Consider the following 23,692-nt stretch of genomic DNA (forward strand, 5'->3'; position numbering starts at 1 on the left):
CCTGGTCCTGATGAGTTGACAAACGTCAACACGAATCAGCTTGATCCGCTAGACACCCGGTACGGCGAGCGGGTAGGCTGAAGGGCGGTGAGCAAGCTCGATCTCTCCTCTCTCAACCCCAAGCAACTGGAGGCAGTCATGCATCCCGGCGGGCCGCTCTTGGTGTTTGCCGGTGCAGGGAGCGGCAAGACTCGGGTGATTACCTATCGAATCGCGCGCCTCATCTCGGACGGCCTGCGCCCCTGGAACGTGCTCGCCGTCACATTCACCAACAAAGCCGCGAACGAGATGAAAGAGCGTGTCGCTGCACTGCTGGGCGAGGACCTGCAGCCGCGGTGGGTGGGCACCTTCCACTCGATGTGCAGCCGCATCCTGCGCGAGTGTGGAGAGCGCATCGGTATAGACCGCAACTTCGTCGTTTATGATGATGACGACCAGACATCTGTGGTGCGAGACTGCCTCAGGGAACTGAACCTGGACGAGAAGCAGTTCACCCCCCGCTCGGTACTGACCACCATCAGTCGGGCCAAGGAGAAGCTGATCTCCGCAGAGCAATTCCCCGACGTTGTGCACGGATTCTTCGAGCGGATCGTCGCCGAGGTGTACCCGAAGTATCAGGCCCGCCTACGCGAGTACAACGCTTTAGACTTCAACGATCTGATCTTTTTCGCAGTGCGGCTGCTGCGGGAAGACCGAACGGTGCTCGAGCGCTACCGAGACCAGTTCCGCCATGTGCTGGTGGACGAGTATCAGGACGTCAATCAGTCGCAGTACACACTGATTCAGCTACTCGGCGGGGAACACGAGAACATCACGGTGGTCGGCGACGACGACCAGTCCATCTATGGGTGGCGCGGAGCCGACGTGAAGCTGATCCTGCGTTTCACCAGCGACTACCCGGACGCGAAGGTGGTGACGCTGGACCAGAACTACCGTTCGACTCAGAGCATCCTGGACGCCGCGCATCGCGTCATCCGTCGCAACCGCAACCGCGCAGAAAAGAAGCTGTGGACCGAGAATGCTGGCGGCTCGCCAGTGACCCTGACGATGTGTGGCACGGAGACCGACGAGGCGCAAGTGATTGCCGAGACCATTCAGCGCGAGGTGCGAGCCGGCCACAGGCGCTACGGCGACTTCGCGATCCTGTATCGCACGAACGCTCAGTCGCGAGCCTTCGAGGAAACGTTTCTCGGCCTCCGCATCCCCCACATAATCATCGGGGGCACGCGGTTTTACGAGCGGAAGGAGATCAAGGACGTCGTCGCCTACCTACGCGTCATCCACAACCCGTATGACCTCAAGGCGCTCGAGCGCATCGTCAACGTGCCCGCCCGAGGCATCGGCCCTACGACGCTGCAGGTATTACGGGACCATGCAGACAACGCAGAGCGTCTGTGGGACGCAATGCGGTCCGATGCCGCGATAGAGGCGCTCGGCACGGCGGCACGCAAGCGGGTCGCGGCGTTCGTTCAGCTCATCGAGGACTTGCGGCAGATGCCACTGGAAGGACCGGTGTTGCCGGTAGTCGAGGCAACCATCCGCCAAAGCGGCTATCTCGATGCGCTCGCGGCAGACAGAACTGAAGAGGGCCGGGATCGGGTCGAGAATGTTCGCGAGTTCTTGACCGTTGCGGGCAACTACGACAGCCGCGCCGAGGAGCCCACGCTGGCCGAGTTTCTGCAGAACATCGCTTTGGTATCGGACGCCGACTTCGTGGGCGAACGGGCGGATTCCGTACAGCTTCTCACCCTGCACACCGCGAAGGGCTTGGAATTCCCGGTGGTGTTCCTCGCGGGCCTCGAAGAAGGCGTGTTTCCGCATCAACGTTGCCTCGACTCGGAGTCCCAACTCGAGGAAGAGCGCAGACTCTGCTACGTCGGGATGACTCGGGCACAGGAGGAGCTGAATCTGACCTACGCGACGAGGCGAGCCTTTCGCGGTCAGACATCGTTCAACCGCCCCTCGCGCTTTCTGCAGGACCTGGATCCCGACGTGGTCACTTCGCTCGGGGCACCGATCCCACCTGCCGCGTCGGGGTTGAGACCTGGAACGGAGCGGCATCCGGCGCGTCCCCCGGTCGTTCAGCAGCAGACAGAGGCTGCCCGCGAGCCCGCCTTTGCGGTGGGGCAGAAGGTGCGGCACAAGAAGTTCGGCTTAGGGGTCGTGGTGGCTTGCGTTCCGGTGGGTGAGGACAGCGAAGTCACCGTAGCGTTTCCGGGTATTGTCGGCATCAAGAAGCTGCTACAGCGCTTCGCCGATCTCGAAGCCCTAGGGTAGGAGGTTGAAGTATTCCAGTGAAGACCAATAGGTTGATGTTGCCGTTCGCCGCTGGGCTGTTCGCCCTGCTCCCGTTGCTGGTACTTCTTAGCTCGGGCTGCGGCGAGGCGCCCCAAAGCACGAAGTCCACCACCGAGACGACGACGAAGCCCGAGCACCTCGCGGAACCGACGCTGGACCCTTCGAAGGTCCCCTTCACCTCCTTCTTCCCGATGAAAGGCCCCGAGAAACGCGAATATATGGCATCGCGCGATCTGAAGACGGCGAGAGTCGACTACTCGTTTCAGTCACCCGGCTCCAGCGGTTCCATTCGCTATCAGCACGTTACGGGCACCAGTCACGAGTTCGACAAGCCTTCGAAAGAAGGCGAGCCGGCACCACCACCGAAGGCAACGGGCACCGTCAAGGAGACGTACTTTTGGCACCCCGACAAGGGACTGCTCCTTCAGCCTGGAACCGTCACCTCACCGGCACCCTACGCATTACGAATCCTTCCCAACAAGTGGAGCGAGGAGGCCCGCTGGGAAGACACCTTCACGCTGAAAGACAACCAAGGTCGCACCGCGCCTGGCAAGGCCATCGGCAAGATCGTGGGCACCGAGCGTGTGGCGACTCCGGCCGGTGATTTCGACGCCATTCATACGGAGATCACCCGCGTGGTCGGCTCGGGAACCGGTGCCTTGGCCGAGCAGTTCGACTTCTGGTTCGCGAAGGACATCGGGATCGTGAAAGCCGTCTTCGTCAGCCGGGCAGGCAAGATGTCCATGCTGTTGTCCAAGAGGGGTTCGTGATCGTAGTCGCGTTGCTGATTGCTCCTTTGCTCCTTGCGGCAGGCCCATCCGATTACCTTCCGCTCAAGGTGGGCAACCGCTGGACCTATCGTCAGACGGCGGGCGACGGGAAGGAGACCGTCGTGAACCGGGTAACCAAGGTGCGCAAGAAGGGAGATCAGCAGGCGTTCGTGCTCGAGGTGCGTGGGGAGAAGGGCGACAAGACGACGAGCGTTCTGTACTGGACGGCCGATGGTTTGGTCCAGGAGGACAGCACGGCGGCCAAGTTCTCGCCGCCCATGGTGGAACTGAAGCTACCTGCAAAGCCGGGCACTGTCTGGGAGTGGTCAGGGACCGTGACCATCGGCGGAGGGACGTACAAGGCCTCTGCGAAGTGTCAGCACACGGCCATTGGCAAGCTCACGGTACCTGCAGGCACGTTCGATGTTCTGGTCGTGTCCAAAACCGTGACGGTGGAAGCAGGCAGCAGCCCGATCCGCATTACCACCACGGACAGCTATGCCCTGGGGGTCGGTTGGGTAAAGGGTGTGTTGGACGCGAACGGAAAGAGGACGGTTACCGAGCTCGTGTCGTACGAACTGGCAAAGTGAGGGGGGACTTGCTGCTCGAGGGAAAAGCCGGGGTCGTTTTTGGCGTGGCCAACAAGTTCTCGATAGCGTGGGCTGTGGCGGAGGCAGCCGCTCGACACGGTGCCAAAGTGGCCATTGGCTACCAGGACGAGCGGATGCTCGATTCGGTCCTCGGGCTGACGGAAGGCAACGACAGCTTTCGCGTATACGAGTGCGACCTCAACCGCGACGAGCAGCTCGCCCAGCTCTCCGACAGCCTTCAGCGAGACTACGGAGGACTGGACTTCATCGTACATAGCGTGGCCTATGCTCGTCGGGAGGACATGGCTGGGCGATTCTTGGATTGTTCCCGCGATGGGTTCAAGGTGGCGCTGGAAACTAGTTGCTTCACATTCGTCGCCTGCTGCCGCGCGTTGGAGGGATTGCTACGCGACGGGGGCAGTTGCCTGACCATGAGCTACCTCGGTAGTTCTCGGGTCGTTCCCATCTACGGCATCATGGGCATCGCGAAGGCGGCACTCGAGAGCTCTACGCGGTACTTGGCGTATGACTTCGGCCCGAGGGGCATCCGCGTCAACGCGCTCTCGCCCGGGCCGATCAGCACGGTGGCAGCGCGTAGCATCCCGGGCTTCAGCAAGATGACCTCGGAGGCGAAGGAGCGCGTGCCGCTGAGCACGCCGGTAGCGCAGCCGGAGGTCGCCGACGCAGCCCTCTTCTTACTAAGCGACCTCTCGCGTGGGATCACCGGGGAGGTGATCTTCGTGGACGGCGGGTATCACATGGTGTGAAACCTGGGCCAATCCTGTCCATTCCCAACTTCTCCGAGGGACGCGACTACCACTTCGTCAGGGCTTTGCAAGAAAGCGCGGCGGCACCCGGCGTCACCCTCCACACGCTTAGCTGGGACGTTGACCACAACCGAACGGTTACCGGGCTGTCCGGCGAGCCCGATGCTCTGCGCGCCGCTCTTCTCGCAATGGCTCGCATAGCCTTCGAGCGGATCGACCTGCGGAAACATCGAGGCGTGCATCCCCGAATCGGCGCGCTGGACGTGCTGCCTTTGGTAGCGACGGCGCCCGAGCACAAAGATGCCGCGCACTGGCTAGCGGCGGAACTGGGGCGTGGGATCGCAGAGCTCGGACAGGTACCGGTGTTCCTCTACGGCGACTCGGCCCGACCCGACAAGCCGCGGGAGCTGGCCGCTCTCCGAAAGGGTCAGTACGAGGGGTGGGTCGGGAAAGAACTGCTGGGTGAGCACGCGCCGGACTTCGGGCCTGCTCGGTTACATGAGGCTCGCGGTGCGGTCATTCTGGGCGTTCGTGGTCCGCTGACAGCGTTCAACGTGAACCTGTCGCTGCCGGAGCCGGGCCTTGCTCGAGGCATCGCGAAGGAGCTTCGCGAGGTCAGGGGCACCGATGAGGTCCTGCACGGAGTGATGGCTATGGGTGTTGCACTGGAGTCGCGCGGCATGTCGCAGGTCTCTACCAACATCACGGAGCCGGATCGGACAGGAATGGCCGATGTGTTCTCGTTCGTGGCCTCGCGTGCCGGCGGTGCAGTGGCGTGGTGTGAAGTCGTGGGGGTGGTGCGGGATTCGGACGTTGCCAGAGCCCGGGCTTCAGCGGAGTGGGAACGCATGCACCTGCGCCTATGGCCGGAGCAAGTGGTAGCTTATTAGGCTAGCCGCAACCGCCTCACGATTCACTCTCCGCACAGGCGGCGGTAGAGAGAGAGCACCTTCGTGACGTAGCCCCGAGTCTCGGCGTAGGGGGGAATCCCGCCGTGCTTGCGGACCGCCCCGGAGCCTGCGTTGTACGCCGCAAGCGCCGTCGCCAGCGTCTTCATGTCCACGTACTCCTTGTCCGCAGGTTTATACTTCAGCATGTGCCCGCGAAGGAGCCGCACCGTGGCTTCCAGGTTCTCGTTGGTGTCGTACGCGTTCTGAACACCCATTCCCCTCGCGGTGGAGGGCATCAGTTGGCCCAGCCCTGCAGCCCCCTTGGCAGATGTGGCCGCCGGACGGAACCCCGACTCGCACACCACCACGGCGGTCACGAGGCGAGGGTCTACACCGTGCTTGGCGCTGAAGACCAGCATGCTGCGGGCGATCTGCTCCGCCTCCCAGTCGGTCAGCTTGCCATTCACCGACTTCACGTAGGCCTTGTAGCCCGGCAGGACCTGTTCCAGCGAGGCGAGCAGCGTTTTGGGTAGGTCCTCCTTCGGTGCAGGCGCCGCAACAGGGCTTTTTGCGGCAGAAGCGGCCGCTCGCGCTCGCCGGGCCTCCTCGGCTCGACGCTGCTTCTCTTCGTGCGCCGCAATCTCCCCTTCCCCGATGGCCGCAATCAGGTGCAGGTTGGGCATCCCTAACCGGCCCTCGGCATCCACGCGGATCAGCAGTCGCACGCCGACCTGTCCGCGGCCGAACCACTCCGGCAACGGCGATCCCCGAACGATGAGGGCCTGCTCCTCGGCGGCGAGAATGCACATCTCGCTGTCGCCACTCTTAGACGTACCCTGGATGCGACCGGAGACTTCCAAGACCGAGCCGTGGGGCTGGGTGCCGACGAGGTGGGGAGCGCAAGGGGCCTTTACCCCGAACTTAGCGCGCAGGGCCAGGTAGTCGCTCAGTCCGTCGCCTAAGGCGGCGACGCCGAGGCCGAGAAGCAGGGCTGCGATGGTTCCGCGCATCATCCCTTAAATGGTCTGGCGGAGAGGCCGGGATTCGAACCCGGGAACAAGGTTTCCCCCGTTACCCACTTAGCAGGCGGGCGCTTTCGACCACTCAGCCACCTCTCCGCAGCCCGACATTATACCAAACGTCCCGGCTGGAGATGCGGATGCGCACACCCTCTCTGGGCTTGGAAAACCCGCGCTCTTACCTGGTCGGGGTACCCTGGATTCCTCTATGGAGAGAACAGAACTCAGCTTGGCCAAGCTCCTCGTGGCGTGCCTCGCGGCGGCGGCCGCGGCAGGCTGCCGCGACGCGAGCAAGCCCCAGATCATCGGAAGCCTCTCGGACGACCTGTACCCGCTCGGTCAGGGCAACAAGTGGGTGTACAGCGACCGCTCGCGGTCCGGCGAGATCATGCCTGACAGGATTCGCACGGTCGTGGGCAGGGTCGAGTACGGGGGGAAGATGGTGTGGAAGCTGGAAGACGTCGGCGAGGACGGCCGCGCGCCATCCGAGTTCGTTGCCTGGACGGACCAAGAGGGACTGTATATCCATCAGTTCGACGGCGTGACCCACCGGGACGCTGTGCTACCCGAGCTCCAGTTCCCGCTGTTCAAGGGCAAGAAGTGGGAAACCATGATCAAGACCTACGATGGCGGGCATGTCCGCGATGAGAAGTGGGTGTACGAAGTGAAGGGCCTCGAGTCCATCGAGACGCCGTCCGGCAAGCACATGGCGATTCGAGTGGACGCGTTCAACTACTATGGCGACAATCTGGAGAACGCTTTCTACCGCCGCACCTGGTATGCCCCAGGTTTTGGCGTGGTTCGCTATCAGACCGGCATGGGGCCCGAGGCGGACCAGCGGGTGCTGATGCTGAAGGAGTTTAAGCGCGCGAAGCTATAGCGGAAGCCTCACCGGCTTTCCAGTCGCTGCCGACTCGTATCCAGCGATGGCCACCTCGGCTGCCTTAAAGCCGTCATGGCCCGAGATAGGCACCGGCTCACCGGTCTCGATGGCCCGCAGGAACTCCTCGATAAGCGGCTCGTCTATATTGCCACCGTAGCTCTGCTGGCGCGCCCTCATGTCCTTCATGCTGTAAGCCATCACGCCCTGGGCGAACATGTCCATTTCGATGACGCCTTCGCTGCCGACCACGTTCATCGTTACGTCGCCCCATATCTTGTAGCAAAGCGGGCGTGACCAGCTAGAGTCGACCGTTGCGAACACGCCGTTCTCGAACTCGACGGTCAACATGGCGATGTCCTCGTAGTCTCCGTGGTACATGTTGTTGCCGGTCTCGGCGTACACGGTGACCACTTCGGACTGCAGCAGCACGCGCAACAGGTCTGCGACGTGGACGGTGTGGTCCATCATCGAGCCTCCGCCCGACAGCGATATCACGTTGAACCAGGAGTCGTGTGGCATCATGCCATGGTTGGTAGCGGCGACGGCGTAGACCTGACCGATCTCGCCGTCTCTCACCCGAGTCAGGGTCCGTTCGAACGAGGGGGTGTATCGGCAAGGGAAGCATGTCATGAGCTGCACTCCCGCCTTCTCGCACGCTTCGATCATGCGGTGCCCGTCCTCGAGGGTGGTACAGAGGGGTTTCTCGCACGCGACGTGGCAGCCGTGCTGTGCGGCAAGCTCTACGATCTCGCGGTGCTTCACATTCTCCGCCGCGACGACCACTGCGTCCGCCTCTGAGGCGAGCTTCTCGTAGCTCTCATAGAACGGCACGCCGAACTTGCTGGCGAACCACCTACCGCGTTCTGGGTCCTCGTCTGCGACTCCCAAGAACTCGGAGCGGGGGTTCTTCAGCAGCGCATCCGCATATCCCATCGAGTGTAGGTGTGCCGTGCTCAGGATTCCCGTTTTCAGGCTCATCGTCCGCCTCCCAGGCTTACCGGCTGGCCGGTGCGGGCGCTGTCGAGCGCCGCCCGAGATATCTCCACTGCTCGCAACCCGTCTTCAGCCGTGATGTCGGGCTGTTTGCCCGTGGTCACACACTCGACGAAGTGTGCGAGCTCTCGACGGTAGGGGTCGTCGTTGGGCATCAGCGGGCTTTCGCGATGCGGGGCTACCGGCGCGTCACCTGTCGAACGCTTTGCTACGCTGAAAGTCGGGTTGTTACGCGAGTCGTACTCCAAGAAGCCACCGTCACCCGCAATCTCGAACCAGACGCGGAAGCCGCCGGGATCCGCCCAGGTACCTTCCACGTGTGCGATCGCCCCGGAGCGCAACTTCAGCGTTGCCAGGGCGTAATCGCACTGCGGGATGTTGCGGTGCACCAGAGCCTTTGCGAACACGCGCTCCACCTCACCGAATGTCCAACGCAACCAGTCGAAATCGTGGATTACCAGGTCCAGCAGCACGCCGCCGCTCTGGCTGTAGTCGCCGAACCAACCGCTGCTCCACTTGGGGAACGGTCCGCCTCGATGAGTGCGGATGGCCGCCGGCGTGCCGACCTCTCCGTCCCTTACTAGGCGGTGGGCCAACGCGAACTCCGGGAAGAAGCGGAGCACGTGGGCGGGCATGAACACGCGCCCCGCGCGCTCGGCAGCAGCGACAACCTCCCGACATTCCTCCACCGTGAGGCACATCGGCTTCTCGCAGATGACATGCTTGCCGGCATCCAGCGCCTGAACGGCCAGTTGCCTGTGTGTCGGCGTGGGGGTGCAGATGTCCACCGCCTGGCAACGCTGGAGCAGTTCTTCGAACGAGCCGACCGGCTCACCGCCATACTCGCTGGAAAAGGGTTGGAGGCGTTCGGGCTTCAGGTCGTATACTGCTGCCAGTGCAGCACCGGGAACGTTTCGGTAATGGCGAGCGTGGACACGGCCCATGTTGCCGAGGCCCACGATGCCGATGTTCAACATGGGCATCCTCCGGGTTCGTAGAGGGTCTTGCGGCACGCCGCGGACCCGGAGAGGGGATACGACCTAGGTGCGCGACCTCCTGCGGGGTCCTTCTCGTCCGGCAGACCGCCAAGCGTAGCGGACCGCGAAGTACACCATCGCGGCGCTGAATGCGCACCACAAGGAGGCCCACAGCTCTGCGGGTAAGCCAGTCGTCTGTGCCATGCGCATCGCGTCGCTCGGCATCCCGTGACCCTCCGTGGCCTTGAAGAGCCAGTAGAACGCCTGGAACGCCGCCGCACACTGCTGGATGGCGACGAACTGCGCGAGGAAGACAACTCCCCCGGTTGGCAGCCACTTCGCGCCGGCGAAAATGGCGACCACACTGGTGATCCCCACGGCAACCGCAAGCGCCTCACCCCGGACCAACGCGATCATTCCCAAAGCCACCGAAGCCGCGAAGAAGCCCAGGAGCCACCGCACGAGCCGCTCGCGATGGGATAGCACGAGCAGCACTGCCCCCATCACGGCAGAGCCTACGTAACCCGCAGGGGCGATGAGCCATATCTGGCCGCCGGTGATGTGCGTGACACCACTCGCGTTGGGATACACGATAATGTGGGACACAGACCCGTCGGAGGCCCACGCAGCAAGCGCATGCATGTATTCGTGGATGAAGGTGTTGAGGATGGTGACGGGGCTGATGAGCATCCTGCCGATGGGCCAGTACCAGAGAAACATAGCGGCGAGCGAGGCGACGACGAGGGTGGTGCGGTAGTTGACCCCCGTTCTGCCCGTCTGGTGCGGCCTGTCGCCGAGATCGAGATAGTCAGTCGGACTCGTTGGAATGCCCACGTCTCCAGTACGTTCTATGATTTCGGAGGGTTGCCCTCCGGCTCTGTGTCCCGGTGCATTGGGCTACTTGCCCACGCAGAAGTCGGCGAAGATTCGCTCCACGAGGTCTGCGGTAACGGTCTCTCCCGTAATGAGACCGAGCGCATCGAGGGCCTCGCGCAGGTGGATGGTCACGAGGTCCGAGGGCATGTCCTCCTCGAGGGTTCTCCGGGCTGCCTCTATTGATGTCTGGGCTTCTTCCAGCGCCGTCAAGTGCCTCTCCCGGCTCACCAGAGCCGAGTCTAGCGGCGCGCCTCCCAAGATCCTCTCGCGCAACGCCAAACGAAGCCGGTCCAGCCCCGCGCCGGTCAGCGCGGAGACAGAGATGACATCCGGGAATGTCGACTCAACTTCCTCGATGAGGCCACGGTCAATCTGGTTGAGCACCACCAACGTCCGACCGACACCCTGAACACGGGCGAGACGAGTATTGGCGGGGTCCCGCCAGTCATCCGGGCTGAGGACCAGTAGGAGGTAGTCCGCGCGCTCGATAGCTTCTTCCGTGCGACGGACGCCTATCTGCTCGACGGGATCCGTCGCCTCTCGCAGGCCGGCGGTGTCCCACAGCGTTATTGGAACGCCATCGAGCAGGATTCGGTCCTCGATGGTGTCACGTGTCGTGCCTGGGATGTCCGTCACAATAGCTCGCTCAGTACCGAGGAGCGCGTTGAGCAGGCTGGACTTCCCCACGTTCGGCAGGCCGACGATGGCTACTACGACGCCATCGCGAATCATTCGCCCCTGACGGTAGCCCGCACGAAGCTCCTGGATGGCTGCATGGGCCTGCGTAAGTCCATCGAGGGCCTGCTGAGCGTCCAGTTCGCCGACCTCTTCGGCGAAGTCGACGGCAGCTTCAGCGGCAGCGATTACCGCCGTGATGCGGTCGGCGATGGAACGGACCGCACGGCTGAGTTCGCCCTCGAGCTGGCGCGTCGCGAGTCGTCGCTGCGCCTCGGCGGTCGCGTTGATCAGGTCGCACACCGCTTCCGCCTGAGCCAGGTCGAGCTTTCCATTCAAAAATGCACGTTGCGTGAACTCACCGGGGCCTGCCATACGCGCTCCGACTTGCAGGCAGAGGCGCAAGGCTGCTGGCGGGCAGGTAACACCACCGTGGCAACAGAACTCCACGACGTCCTCACCGGTGTAGCTGTGTGGAGCCGCATAGGGCAGCAGCACCACCTCGTCCACCATCTCGCCGTTTGGTGCGCGGAGGCGGCCGTGCACGATGCGACCCGCCTGGATGTCCGGTCCTTGGAAGAGTCGCCGCGCGATTGCGAAGGCGTCGGGGCCCGAGAGCCGCACGATTCCAATGCTTCCCACGCCCGCTGGCGTCGCGATGGCGGCAATGGTATCGGTGTCCATCGGGTGGATTGTATCAGGGGGGTCGAGCACTTGGTTCGTGTAGTCCGTGTCGCCCGCTGCCTGTTCGCCGAGACAGCGAAAATACCGAGTGGGCCCGGCAGGAGTGAACGGCGCAGCCGCGCAATCGGTAGGCAGGAGGTCGGGATGAGATTCTGGTTGGTCGGACTGCTGTTGGTCGGGCTGTGCGTTGGGTCGTTGGCACAGCAGAGGATAGCGGTAGGTGACAAGCTCAACGTGGTGGTATCGGACAGCAAGGAGCTGACGGGCGAGTACGTAGTGAGCACGGACGGCACGATCCTGATGCCCTTTATCGGCGCGGTCGAGGTCTTGGGCCTAACAACCGACGCCGCCGCGGCCAAGATCCGCAAGATCCTCGCGGACCAGCGGGTGTTGCTGGATCCACGCGTCTCGGTCATCCTCTCGGGCGAGCCCCCCAAAGTCGCGTCGGTGACCGGAGCCGTGCAGAAGCCGGGAGACTATCCCGTCACCACGACATCCACCTTGGAGGACCTTCTGCAGCAGGCGCAACCGACGCCGAACGCCGACCTGGCAGCCGTGCGCCTGACGCTGCCCGACGGCACCGTGCAGGTCGTGGACTACCGAGCCTTTCAGGCGGCAGGTCGCACGGAGGGCAATCCGGTGGTTCCTGCCGGATCGAAGGTATACGTGGCCATCCGGCCGGCCGTACAGGAGGTCACCGTGCTGGGCGCGGTGCTGAAGCCCGGTATCGTAAAGCACACCGAGAGCATGACCCTCGCGGACGCGCTGAAGGCAGCCGGCGGCACGAAGGCGGACGCCGATCTCACGCGCATAAAGGTGCAGAAGGCCGACGGCCGAACTCTGGAGATCAACCTGACCCAGGTAGGTGGTAACGCACCAATAACGCCGGGAGACCAGGTCTTCGTACCTATGCTCGCGGCATCCTCGTACGTGATGGTTCGGGGAGCGGTCGGTAATCCGGGCCTGGTGCCCTACAAGGAGAAGATGACCGTGACCGAGGCGCTGTACGGGGCTGGGAAACCACTGGAATCGGCTCGGCTGGATCGGGTCGAGGTCAAACGGATCGAGAGCGGACGCGAGCAGACGATCAAGGTGAACGTTGCCTCAGTCCTACGCGGCCAGGCGTCGGACGTGGAGCTGAAGGCCGGAGATACGGTCATCGTCCCCTTCCCCCCGAAGGCCATCTCGGTGGGTGAAGCCATCAACTATGCGTGGATTCTGCTAAGTCTGATCCTGATTCTCCGGAAGCTCTAGAGTGCATGAGGGGCATGTTTTCGGTCCCGAGACGGGGTCTGCTATGCGATCTTCTGGGTTTTCCTGAAGATTCTCGTTGACAGATTGGAAAAACCGTGCTATCCTATTGGCGGACGACGCAAGCGTTCCCTAAGGGTCGCAGCGCGGCCGCGCTTGAGGAAGTCCGACATACTTTGTCTTGTTTCTGGATGGACCTCCGAATGTAGGTCCACAAGACAGCTAATCAGTTTGGGAAAGAAGGAGTGGACCGACACATGAAGATCCGAAACGTCGTGGTTGCCAGCGCCCTCGCCGCGCTACTGACCGCCCCGAGCTTTGCAGGCTATCAGGTTCGCCTGTGGTTCGAGAACGTTACCAAGGGTACGAGCAACGCTGGTGCGTTGATATCTGCCCCTGGCGACCAGATCGCCATCAAGTACCGATTCTTCGCAGACGACCAGACCGGCAATACCGAGAAGTGGGGAACCTTCCAGGCGACCATTATTCTCGACGGGAAGACCATCATGACCGACGCGCAGGCCAACACCTGGGCAACGCAAGTGAACAGCGTGCTGACGCCGCCGACACACTTCCCGATCAAGGTGTTCTGGCAGCCGGATTACGGCGACATGTACGACAACGCCGTGGACCCGAGCAACGACGAGTATCCGAAAATCGCGACGAAGGGCCTCTATGCGCTGATCGGCGTCGCAGGCAACCGCGAAGCCTCTTGGAACTTCAACCGCACGCTGTTCACGTTCAACGTGGCACCCGGCGCGGCAATGAACGAGGAGCTTCACTGGGCGTTCGAGAACCGGATCACCGGTACCGGCCTGTCGACTCGTATCCTCGACTACCAGGGCGCCTCGGTCCTGATCACCGACAATTACGTCAAGGTCGTCCCCGAGCCGTCCACCTTCGCTGCGATTGCCACTGGCCTCGTCGGGCTTCTCGCCCTTCGCCGCCGCAAGTAGTCGCCTGTGATTCCTAGGAATCGCGTGCGGTTCATCGTAATCGTTCGCGAATAGTCTGAGACTAGTTTGGCCCCGACCTCGACCTCGGTCGGGGCCTTCTATCTTGCGTCCTACCTCAGGTTCAGGATGAATGCATTCGGGTCAGGCGCCGCGACGAGCGTGACTGGACCTGGATTCCCGCCTTCGCGGGAATGACGGTTAGTGACTACCGTGCCTCTCCGATGGAACACTTGTCTCATTCCCGCGAAGGCGGGAATCCAGTATTCTCGGAGCCCCGCTCACAGGACCGACCCCTGCCCTGGCGGGTGCCGAACATTGCGCTGTCTGCGTGCACTAGAGGAGCCCGAGAACCGTGCGGCGGCGAGCAGCCACCCCTCCCGGGTGCGCCCGCAAGCGCGAGAGCGGGCTCGCGCAGTCCCAAATGAGGTCCACCCTATGCGGAGAGAGTACGATCCGGCATATTCTTCAGCGAATAGGCACGCCGTGTGCTGAATCTGGGTCGTCTGGGCATCAGGACAGTCTAGCGCAGTTCCCAATAGGCCCGTTAGCCGGCAGATTCGTTAGCATGCGAAACAAAGTGTGCGCCGGACTTGCCGATCCCGCAAACCTAACCGACAATGAACGATTTTCCTGTTGACATTCGGCCAAAGTGCTGGTATCATGAGGTTGAGATTGTCCGAGCAGTCGGGCATATCATCCCGCTCCGAGAGAGATATGTTTGGGTGTGGCCCGGAGACGGCCTTCTCCGAGTCGCGTATGTTGATTGGCAATGTCCTGCTCTGAGTTGGTCTTAGTTGCTTAGAAAAAGGAGTCTCCGATCATCATGAGCATTCGAAACACGGTAGTCCTCGGGCTGGCGATGGCGCTGGCGACCAGTTCCTTCGCAGCGTACGAGGCAAGGCTCTACTTCAAGAACGCTACGACCGGCATGAGCAACGCGGGCGCGGTTATGGCCAACCCCGGCGACTTGATCGAGATCTGGTACTACTTCAACGATCTGGATGACAACCCGCCGTTCCAGTGGGGAACTCTGCAGATAACGTTGGTCCTGGACAACCAGATCATGACGGACGCTGACGCGAACACCTGGGACGCGGAAGTCACGAGCAAGTTCACGCCTCCGGCGCAGTTCCCGATCAAGATCGGTCACCAGCCCGACTACGGCCCGATGTACGACTGGGCCGTCGACCCCAGCGACAGCACCAAGCCCTTCGTGGCGAACCGCGGCCTGTACTATCTCGCCGGCGTCTCTGGGCAGTCGGCCAATGCTCGCAACTTCAACAAGATGCTGTTCGACTTCGTCGTCGGCCCTGCGCTGCCGAACGAGGTTCTGGACTGGTACTGGGCTGGCCGCAATACGGGTACTGGCCTTTCGACCCGCATTCTGGACGGCGTCGGCGCTTCCGTGACGATCACGGACAACTACGTCAAGATCGTTCCCGAGCCGGGCAGCATTGCTGCGATCGCAACCGGCCTCGTGGGCCTTCTGGCCCTGCGCCGCCGCAAGTAAACAACTCGGTCTGCAGTAGACCTGAAGTTAGATTGGCCTGTCCCGCATCTGCGGGACAGGCTTTGTCTTTCTTTTATTACACCCACCCTGGCCCCCGCTACCTCACCATGTTCGGTGTCATCACGAAGGGGATAGCGGGTGGCCCCGGGGTAGGGTGGCGCGTCTTGTTAGGCCCTCAGCTGCCATCCAAACGGTTCTTGCGCTCATCAGGGGGATTCTGAGAAACCGCCTGGCCGCCCATATACTCCACTCCTCCGGGGACACCCAGTTTCTCCTTCCCAACGCCCCTCTTTCGCCTCGGGTCTCTCTCCGCTTGCCCCCAAGTGACCCGTCCTCCGGGAGTGGTAAGGACACAGAAGAACTAGCTACCTGACAGTGCCGAGCCGTCGCGGTAGGACTGCCACAGCGGGCCCCATTCGCTATCCATGAACTGCCGAATGAAGCGGCGACCAATAGTAGGGTACCAGAACCAATCATGATAGATAGCGCTTGCAACCGGCGCCCAACGCCAGAGCGGCGAGTGGAGCAGCAGCTTCTCCAAAGGCCGAAGTGGCCCTTTGCGTATCATCTGATCGCCCCAAATGACGAAACTGCGCTTGACATGGAAGCCGAAGTCTACCGCCTCGATGTTCTCCCCCACGACCTCGATGTCACGTGGATCTGCCACGCCATAGCCGCGCTCTGCACACATCCGCAGATACGGGATCTCAAGGGGGTCGAAGCCCATCATCTTCGCCGCGATGGCATCAATAGCCACCTGGTCTGCTGACGCGAGCAGGTAGTTCTTCACGTGCGGAACCATGGTGCGCGGTCCAGCACCGTCCCCACACACCGTACCGTCCATCAACGCGAAGATGCCGGGATGCAACTCGCGCTGCATGGTCATCAAGTCAACGAGCACCTCATGGATATACTTGTGCGCATAGTGCCTCGCTTCTTGCAGCAAGCCGCCAAAGGAGTTCTTGATCGCACCCGTCGTCGTGCTGTGCCCGTGCGTCTTGACCGTCGGGAGGTGCAACACCTGCCTGCCGATGTACATCTTGGGTATGTAAATGCCTTCGGGGAAGACTACGTTCAGCTTCAGCAGCGGCTCTCGGAACTCATACCGCACCCACTCGACCTCAGTTAGTGGTGTGAATGGAATCTGGTAGTGTTTGAGTACGGGCGCCCATGCGTTGTTCACGAGGCCCTTGAGAGGATCGGTCACCACCGTGCGGTGCTCGACCGGAACAAGGCGCTCCTTCGGAAAGCCCATATCCAGTAGTGTGCGAACGGCCCCGTGCAGTTGCCATGGCTGTGAGGAGCAGGCCGGAAAGTAGAGTGTCCAGGAGAGGTTGAGCTTAAGGAGCAGATCGTTTTCGGGGGTTAGGGCCTCACACGCACCACCCAAGCCCATCACCCGGGCGATGTCTTCCAGCACCGTCCGCGGTGACGTCTTCAGTACTGCTACCTTCGATGTCATGCCATTCGGCTTACTCTACGGTAACGCTCTTCGCCAAGTTTCGCGGCTGGTCAATGTCGCAGCCTCTTTCTTTGGCCACGAAGTAGGCAAACATCTGCAAGGGCAGAACGGCAAGCGGAGCCGCGAACAGGTCGTGTCCACAGCGTGGAATTTGTATGCAGAAGTCCGAAATCTCGGGAATGGTCTCTTCGCCCTCTTGAACGATGGCCAGCGTGCGGGCACCACGCGCTTTGATCTCCTTGATGTTTCCCGCGATCTTGTCGCGTGTCCGGCTCTGCGTCGCGACGAAGACGGCCAGGGTGCCCGGCTCGACCAGCGCGAGGGGCCCGTGCTTCATCTCCCCGGCGGGACACTCCTGGGTCGGAATGTAGGCGATTTCTTTCAGCTTGAGCGCGCCCTCCATTGCGACCGCATCGTCCACGCCACGGCCGAGGAAGAAGCAGAGTGACGTGTCTCTTACCTCACGCGCGATTGCGGCTATCCTTTCCTCTTGGCATAGTATCGCTCGCAGGCGCTCCGGTTGCTTGGCCAGCTCCGACACCATGAAGGGCACGGTCTCGGGACTAACGCCACGCAACGCATCGAGGTGCAACGCGATCAACATGATTGCACATACCTGTGCGCTGTACGCCTTCGTAGAAGCCACGCAGATCTCCGGGCCGGCTTGCACGTATAACACATGGTCGCACTCTCGAGCCATCGTGCTACCTACCACGTTGATGATTCCGAGCGTCTTAGCGCCGCGCTCCTTGCACAGGCGCAGAGCGGCCAGCGTGTCGGCAGTCTCGCCCGACTGGCTGATGAAGATGGCCAGGTCTTTGGAACCTAACAGCGGGTCTGAGTAGCGGAACTCAGAGGAATACTCCACCTTCACAGGGATGCGCAGGTAGCCTTCGATCATGCGCGCGCCGATCAGACCCGCGTGGAATGCCGTTCCGCATGCCACGATGACGAACCGCTCGAAGGACTTCCACTGCTCGTCCGCGAGGCCCACATCCAATCGCACGCGCCCATCCACCACGCGGCCTAGTAGTGTTTGAGTCAGCGTATCGGGCTGCTCGTGAATCTCCTTGAGCATGAAGTGTTCGTAGCCGCCCTTTTCGGCAGACTCCACATCCCAGTTCACGTGCTGCACAGGACGTTGCACCGGACGACCCTCCGAGTCGTACACCTGTACGCGATCGCGACGAAGCACCGCCATATCGCCGTTCTCGAGAATAATCACCTCGCGAGTGTAAGGCAGGAGGGCCGGAATGTCGGATGCTAGGAAATTCTCACTCTCTCCCAAGCCTATGACCAACGGCGAGTCGCAGCGGAGGGCCACGATCACCTCGGGGTCCACGTTCGCAACGGTAGCAACCGCGTAGGCTCCTCGAAGCTTTCGCGAAGCCCGGCGGACCGCTTCAGCCAGGCTCCCTCCGAGCTTCAGTTCCTCCTCGATTACGTGTGCGATCACTTCTGTGTCCGTCTCAGAGCGGAAGGCATGCCCCTTCGCCTCCATTTCGCGACGGAGCTCGAGGTAGTTCTCGATAATACCGTTGTGCACGATGGCAACCGACATGGAGGAGTCCCAGTGTGGATGGGCGTTGTCCGTGGTAGGTGCACCATGCGTTGCCCATCGCGTGTGTGCCACGGCCGTGTTCGAGTGCGTGTCGAAGTCCTGCAGGCGTCGCTCGAGCTCTGCGATCTTGCCTGCCTGTTTGATAACACTGATGCCAGTGCCGTTGGCATAGGCGACGCCCGCTGAGTCATAACCTCGATACTCCAATCGGCGCAACGACTCCACCGCAACGGCGACCGCTTCCCTCGGACCCACGTACCCCGTGATTCCACACATATGCCGAACCCTCCGTACAACTTCTGTTAGTATGTCAGGATATAGGTGTCTTCCGACACCAGTGCTCTCGCCATTCCAACTGGGCTTCGCACCTCGCGATACGTACGGGTGACGACCTGCCCATTCGCCAGTGTTCGCTTCTCCACCTCGATGGTCACCTGCTCGCGCATCGGTTCCGACCCCATGATCGTACACTTTAGCTGACGACCGCTAAGTTCCACGACTAGCCGGATGGGGCCTTCGCGCGAGTTACGGAAGCGCAGGTCGGCGTAATCGGACACCGTCGCGTCTCGTCCAGGCACGAGGTAGCGCACGGTGAGGCTGTGCGGATGTCGCTCCACTATCTCCAGATTCGCGAGCAACGCGGCGTTATACACGGTACTGCTTAGTTGGCAGATCCCGCCAGCGAGACTATCGAGCTTGCCAAGCGGCGTGAAAGTCGGTGCATCCCGATACCCCGCGTCCATTGTCCTAGGCCCCACCAGGCCATTGAACGAAAACTCAGCTCCCGGTGCAAGATAAACGCCGCTCAGCTTCTTCGCGGCAACGCCCACGTTCTGGTTGCGTGCCCACTCGGCACGGGCTAGCTCGGTCGAGAAGGATGCCAGCACGTGCGGCGTTGCAGCCTCTCCGACCAAGCCATGCCAGGTCTGCAACACCAAAGCCGACGCCAAGAACACCACAGTCATCTCACACGCACCGAAATACGCCCCGTGTCACTCCGACCCTCGATCCCTGCCGCATACATGGCGCTCACTACCGCCGGCCCGGCAGTAAACGTACCGGGAGTCACAGCTCGGACGACATAGTAGTAAGAACTCTCTCCGGCAGGCACGTGCTCGAGTAGGAGCGTGACACGGTTGTCGTGTTGCTCCCGCCTGGCATATCCGTACCAACCATAGCGATCATCTTCGAACAACCAGCCCGAGTACAGGAACTCGCTGTTACGCTCGTCTATCGGCTCCAGGCCGGCCGGAAGCGGGTCTTCTAGAACTAGGTGTCGCAGGGGTCGATCGGTCCTCACTATCAGCTTCACCACCACTTCGTCGCCGGGCACCACGCTCGATACCGGGGACGTCGTGGAGTACTGCTGTTCGGTCCAAGTGTAACTGCCACTCTTGTGCGTAACCACCTTCGTAACCAGCTTGCGATACGTGCGCGAGACCGACATGCCCGTTCCGGCGGCCCGTTGTGCATAAGGCAAGTTGTAGCGAGTGGTTGCCGTATACCGAAGCGACCCGGAACCCTCCAACCGCAACTGCCATACCGGTGCAGCGCCCTGAAGCAGCTCGGGCCCCACGCGGTACACGATCTCCTGCTCGTGATTCGGGCCGACGTCCCAAGTCTGCACGGTGCGTCCGTCGAGGACCAGAGTGATCCGGCCCGTGAAGGGCATCTCACCAGAGGTGCGAATGTAGGAGGCGAGAGCCCTTGCAATGGTAGCGGTATCGTTGGTGGAGTACCACATGTCGCCGCGTCGAGCCGAGCACAGCCACTGTAGCACTGCGTTCCGTTCACTGTCCCCAACGCCCACCGTACACATGGCACGCAGTGCCAGCGCGGCCACTTGAGTATCCTGCTCGCCGTAGTACCACCACGAGTGGTCCCGATAGTCTGCAGGCCATGACATCAGGCCGCCGCCTTGCTTGCTCCTGCCTATCAGCTCACGCATCACCCTCCCGGCTGCGGCGTGACTCCCGACGTTCTTCAGAGTCATGGCAAGGCGAGCCAGACCTGCTGGAGCAAGCTCGTCGGTACGCTCCGCCATGCGCTCCGCCGCCGTGCGCCAAGCCTCGGGCTGAATGCTCGAGAGCGTCTCGAGAGCCAGCGTCTTGGATTGCAGCGCGCTGCGATATCGCCAGCTAGCCTCGTCTGCTGGCTTCGCGCCTTTGGGCTTAGTATCATCCACCCTCACTACCAGTGTGGCGAGTCGATCCAATCCGCGTCGGAAGGTGTCGTCATCCACACGGAACCCGACCCGTCTAGCTTCTGCCAGTCCGCTCATCACGTAGGCGGTCCAGTACAGGTCGCTCTCCGAGTGGTCACCCCAGCCCCAGCCCCCGTCGTAGGACTGCATGCCATACAGCCGGCTCAATCCTACCTGCACCATGTCCCTCAGCTTGGCCTCCAGCTCAGGGCGGCTGCCGCCCTCGGCCGAGAGCACATCCAACAGAGCGAGGTCCGCGAGCATGGGGCTGGTGGTCTGCTCGATACACCCATAGGGATATTGCGCCAGCGCTTCGACCGAGCCGAGCAGCAACGAGGTCAGCGTGGGTGACAGTCGAAATTCGAGGGTCTCGCTTCCCGGCGTTCGATCCGTAGCCAGCGGGATGGGCTGGCTGATGGTACCAGTGGTCACGCCAGACTGGGTGCGTGTCTGCAGGTTACGGTACTCCAACACATTCAGACGCAGTTCGACGGCATCTTGGTGGCTTTGCGACGAAGCAGCGAGATACACCGTGCAAGTGCCGCTCTTTGCGGCACGCACCGAGATGTCGTAGCGCCACTCTCCGTTCGCCGGCACGGTCACCGATGTCTCTGGCCGCGTCAGCACTGCCAGATGCTCATCCGCTTCGAACACCACCTGCGCAGTCTGCACCTGATTGGTAGTGTTCCGCACGACAGCGATCACACGGAACTCGTCGCCCACGCTGACAAATCGCGGAAGGTTGAGCGACGCGATGAGCGGCTTGGATACTCGCAGGTCTTTGTTCACCGCCTGCCCCACGCTCGTACCCTCGCCAAACCCGCGCGCGGTAGCTCTCCACTGCGTCAGATTGTCGGGCAGCGCGAGCTCGACTTCAGCCTGCCCGCTCTCGTCCGTCTCGACCGTTGCACGCCAGAATGCTGTGTCACGGAACTCCTTCCGCACGCGCACCTCGCCGGCCTGCGTCTTCTCGGCGTCTCTGGCCTCCTTCTGATAAATCCTAGCTGCCCGTAACGACGCGATCGCGCCCGGTGCGCCCGGGTCTGTCACGATTCTATAGTACAAGGCATCGCTCTGCTCAGTAGCGACAGAGTTCGGCCTGCTACCATAGAAGTGAGCGCGGATGTCCGGGGTGTTATCACGTCGAATTGCAAACAGCGACTCATCCACTACTGCCAGTGACACTTCTGCCGATACGGGGTTGCCCTGCAGGTCCCGACTCTCGATTCGGTAACGCACCCTATCACCTGGCAGGTGCCTATCCGAATCCGGCGTGACCCGGATGTCTAGAAACTTGCTCTCATCGGCAATCCACACGCCGACGGAATCGGACTGGAACACCCCCTCCGATGCGTAACCACCCCACACGTAGATGCAGGGCATCATCTCTCGGGTGATTGGGATGTTCAGCACGGCCACGCCGCCGCTCGCCTTCAGCAGACCGTGATCGTGGATCGTCGAGCCCTCGATGCTGTACCAGAGTGTGACATTCGGTCTGCCGGTCTGGAACAAGACGGTCAGTTCCTCACCCGCCTTCGCCCGTCGCGTCGAAGCCTGAATCTGAAGCCGCTCGCGTCCGCCCCAGTAGCCACCTGTGCCGCCGTGGGCGTAGAAGTAGTTCTCATAGCGACTCGCTCGGCCACTGACATCCTGCATGGTCGCGACCAAGCGATAGCTCCCAGCCACACGTGGCACGAACTGGAACGTCGCGGTGCCGTCCGCTCCGACCGTCACCTCGCGACGCTCCTGAACCTCGGTGCGCTCCCGCCACTCCCTGCCGGACCGCTCCCACCAATGCCGGACGACCTCGATGCGGACGGGAGCGCTCGGCACGGAACGGCCAAGCGCAACATCCCAAGTCCGAACCTTCACCTCTGCGGACTGCCCGACTGGGCCGACCCACGAGATGGGCTCGACCTCGGCAAACCGTGCCGCGGGAAGCAAGTAGGCGGTCGCCGACGCACTTCCCTCTCGGCCGGCGATGTCCAGGACCTCGGCGCTAACGGTCAGCTCCACGGGCCGCTCGGACACCTTGTTGCGAAGCGACGCGGGCACTTCTATGAGCAGAACACCGTCGGGGCCGGTCCTGCCGGTCCCCTCGAAGTGCGTGTCGCCCCATGCGTAGCCGGAATCCTCCCCCTCGTCCTCCGCTTCCTCCCACTGAGGCACCCAATCGTCCTTGGGCAAGAAGCGGTTCCACCCATACCAGTCCTGGTTCACGAAGCCGGACCATCGCACGTTCGCCCCGGCGAGCGGCGCCCCGAAATAGTATTTGGCCTCCAGCTTGAACGTCAGGCTCTCGCCTGCGATCACGGGGTTGGCGCTGGGAGTCAGGCTGACGCGATACTCCGGCTTGCGGTACTCGGCTATGTCGAACACTGCCGACCCGGTCAGCCCGTCACCCAAGTCTGCGCGCACCCAGTAGCTCCCGGGCGTCAGCGATTCGCTAAGCTTGAAGCTGCCATCGAACGACCCCGAGGAAGACGACACGAGATCCTGCGTCTGCAGAGTGGCGTCGTAGGAGTTGCGAAGCTCTACGCTTGCCGGGCGCCCCGCCGCCTCGACGTACTCGCCTGCGACCCACTCTCGAGCGATGCCCTTGAAGTGCACGGTGTCGCCCGGACGATACACGCTGCGATCGGTGTATACGTAGACGAGGCTCGCGCTAGGCTGCCCGGTGTAGCGTGCGTAGTAGGGAGTAAAGCGTGCCACGTGCTCGCCCAGGGACGCAACCAGCTCGTACTCGCCCCAGAGGTGCGGCGCGATCCAGAATCCTTGATGGTCGGTGGCCCCCGAGGCCAAAACCCGTCCTCCGCTCACAGCCTTGACTGCAGACCCTGCGACTGGCTCGCCCGTCCTGCGGTTGAGCACCCACACCACGGTGGAGGCGGGGGCGCTCTTCGCCACCAACGCCAGGTCGCTCACAGTGAAGGAGGTCGTCCGTGTATGCTGGCCAAGCTTAGCGCGGACCACGTAGTATCCCGGCGCCTTGGTCGGGATCAGCACCGTTCCGCTCCCGTACCGCCCGCGCGCCGCGGGCCTGAGGTTCGGGCGCAACACCACGGTGGGGGTCCGCCCCCCTAAGTTGCTCTCAGTGATTTGGCCGCCCTCTGCTGGACCGTAGAACACCTCGACCGCCAGGCCACTTGGGTTTCCCTCATAGTTAAAGCTGATGTATGCCTTTTCCGCCGTCGTGTACACACGACTGGTCGAGCCCATGTACCAGTAGTTGCTGGTCTGTGCCCAAGCACCCAAACTGACTGTCACGGCTGCAAGCGCGATGAGATGACGAGCACCCATACCACGATTCCTTCCTGGAGTCCCGCT

Annotated in this window: 18 protein-coding genes and 1 tRNA gene; 9 read left to right on the forward strand and 10 right to left on the reverse strand. The window is 62.2% G+C overall.

The features are described 5' to 3' along the window. The first annotated feature begins 87 nt into the window (after positions 1–87). The 5 genes from HRF45_12590 to HRF45_12610 are packed head-to-tail and all read left to right on the forward strand — an operon-like array spanning position 88 to position 5,315. Positions 88–2,277: a UvrD-helicase domain-containing protein gene (locus tag HRF45_12590; protein ID MEP0767361.1), complete on the forward strand. Its 2,190-nt coding sequence runs from the start codon at positions 88–90 to the stop codon at positions 2,275–2,277. A 17-nt stretch (positions 2,278–2,294) separates the two neighbouring features. Then, positions 2,295–3,068, forward strand: a complete 774-nt coding sequence (locus HRF45_12595; GenBank protein MEP0767362.1) for a hypothetical protein — start codon at positions 2,295–2,297, stop codon at positions 3,066–3,068. Next, positions 3,065–3,658 (forward strand): hypothetical protein, encoded by a 594-nt coding sequence (locus HRF45_12600; protein ID MEP0767363.1) that lies wholly within the window; start codon positions 3,065–3,067, stop codon positions 3,656–3,658. Before HRF45_12595 ends, HRF45_12600 begins: the two co-directional genes overlap by 4 nt. 11 nt (positions 3,659–3,669) lie before the next feature. After that, positions 3,670–4,425 carry an SDR family oxidoreductase gene (locus tag HRF45_12605; protein ID MEP0767364.1) on the forward strand — a complete coding sequence of 252 codons (756 nt, stop codon included), beginning with the start codon at positions 3,670–3,672 and terminating at the stop codon, positions 4,423–4,425. Then, positions 4,422–5,315, forward strand: coding sequence for a glutamate formiminotransferase (locus tag HRF45_12610; protein ID MEP0767365.1), 894 nt, complete (start codon positions 4,422–4,424; stop codon positions 5,313–5,315). Before HRF45_12605 ends, HRF45_12610 begins: the two co-directional genes overlap by 4 nt. Positions 5,316–5,338: 23 nt before the next feature. Here the strand turns inward: HRF45_12610 and HRF45_12615 are convergent, their stop codons facing one another. Continuing rightward, positions 5,339–6,325 carry a lytic transglycosylase domain-containing protein gene (locus HRF45_12615; protein ID MEP0767366.1) on the reverse strand — a complete coding sequence of 329 codons (987 nt, stop codon included), beginning with the start codon at positions 6,323–6,325 and terminating at the stop codon, positions 5,339–5,341. 16 nt (positions 6,326–6,341) lie between these two features. After that, a tRNA-Ser gene (locus tag HRF45_12620) sits at positions 6,342–6,433 on the reverse strand. A gap of 109 nt (positions 6,434–6,542) precedes the next feature. On the opposite strand from HRF45_12620, the gene HRF45_12625 reads away from it, so the two are divergent. Then, positions 6,543–7,214: a hypothetical protein gene (locus tag HRF45_12625; protein ID MEP0767367.1), complete on the forward strand. Its 672-nt coding sequence runs from the start codon at positions 6,543–6,545 to the stop codon at positions 7,212–7,214. Here the strand turns inward: HRF45_12625 and HRF45_12630 are convergent. The 4 genes from HRF45_12630 to mnmE all read right to left on the reverse strand — a co-directional run bounded on the left by HRF45_12630 (position 7,209) and on the right by mnmE (position 11,422). Next, positions 7,209–8,195 carry a Gfo/Idh/MocA family oxidoreductase gene (locus HRF45_12630; GenBank protein ID MEP0767368.1) on the reverse strand — a complete coding sequence of 329 codons (987 nt, stop codon included), beginning with the start codon at positions 8,193–8,195 and terminating at the stop codon, positions 7,209–7,211. The genes HRF45_12625 and HRF45_12630 overlap by 6 nt on opposite strands. After that, entirely contained in the window at positions 8,192–9,187 is a 996-nt protein-coding gene (locus HRF45_12635; protein ID MEP0767369.1) for a Gfo/Idh/MocA family oxidoreductase, read from the reverse strand. Before HRF45_12635 ends, HRF45_12630 begins: the two co-directional genes overlap by 4 nt. Positions 9,188–9,250: 63 nt before the next feature. Further along, a complete protein-coding gene (locus HRF45_12640; GenBank protein MEP0767370.1) occupies positions 9,251–10,021 on the reverse strand; it encodes a M50 family metallopeptidase in 771 nt (256 codons plus the stop codon). A 63-nt stretch (positions 10,022–10,084) separates the two neighbouring features. Further along, positions 10,085–11,422, reverse strand: coding sequence for a tRNA uridine-5-carboxymethylaminomethyl(34) synthesis GTPase MnmE (gene mnmE, locus HRF45_12645; GenBank protein ID MEP0767371.1), 1,338 nt, complete (start codon positions 11,420–11,422; stop codon positions 10,085–10,087). Positions 11,423–11,566: 144 nt separating this feature from the next. Here mnmE and HRF45_12650 point away from each other — a divergent pair, with 144 nt between their 5' ends. The 3 genes from HRF45_12650 to HRF45_12660 all read left to right on the forward strand — a co-directional run bounded on the left by HRF45_12650 (position 11,567) and on the right by HRF45_12660 (position 15,139). Then, a complete protein-coding gene (locus HRF45_12650) occupies positions 11,567–12,676 on the forward strand; it encodes an SLBB domain-containing protein (protein MEP0767372.1) in 1,110 nt (369 codons plus the stop codon). 254 nt (positions 12,677–12,930) lie between these two features. Next, the gene (locus tag HRF45_12655; protein ID MEP0767373.1) at positions 12,931–13,629 is read left to right on the forward strand and encodes a PEP-CTERM sorting domain-containing protein; all 699 of its coding nucleotides are present in this window, start codon (positions 12,931–12,933) and stop codon (positions 13,627–13,629) included. 823 nt (positions 13,630–14,452) lie between these two features. Beyond that, positions 14,453–15,139 (forward strand): PEP-CTERM sorting domain-containing protein, encoded by a 687-nt coding sequence (locus tag HRF45_12660; protein MEP0767374.1) that lies wholly within the window; start codon positions 14,453–14,455, stop codon positions 15,137–15,139. A gap of 361 nt (positions 15,140–15,500) precedes the next feature. Here HRF45_12660 and HRF45_12665 read toward each other — a convergent pair whose 3' ends face one another. The 4 genes from HRF45_12665 to HRF45_12680 are packed head-to-tail and all read right to left on the reverse strand — an operon-like array spanning position 15,501 to position 23,665. Continuing rightward, positions 15,501–16,601, reverse strand: a complete 1,101-nt coding sequence (locus HRF45_12665) for a DUF362 domain-containing protein (GenBank protein ID MEP0767375.1) — start codon at positions 16,599–16,601, stop codon at positions 15,501–15,503. 10 nt (positions 16,602–16,611) lie between these two features. Then, on the reverse strand, positions 16,612–18,438 hold the full coding sequence (gene glmS / locus HRF45_12670; protein ID MEP0767376.1) for a glutamine--fructose-6-phosphate transaminase (isomerizing): 1,827 nt from the start codon (positions 18,436–18,438) through the stop codon (positions 16,612–16,614). Positions 18,439–18,464: 26 nt separating this feature from the next. Beyond that, a complete protein-coding gene (locus HRF45_12675) occupies positions 18,465–19,127 on the reverse strand; it encodes a VanW family protein (GenBank protein MEP0767377.1) in 663 nt (220 codons plus the stop codon). Further along, entirely contained in the window at positions 19,124–23,665 is a 4,542-nt protein-coding gene (locus HRF45_12680; GenBank protein MEP0767378.1) for a hypothetical protein, read from the reverse strand. Before HRF45_12680 ends, HRF45_12675 begins: the two co-directional genes overlap by 4 nt. Positions 23,666–23,692: the final 27 nt, after the last annotated feature.

Source organism: Fimbriimonadia bacterium, assembly GCA_039961735.1.
Classification (GTDB): Bacteria; Armatimonadota; Fimbriimonadia; order Fimbriimonadales; family JABRVX01; genus JABRVX01.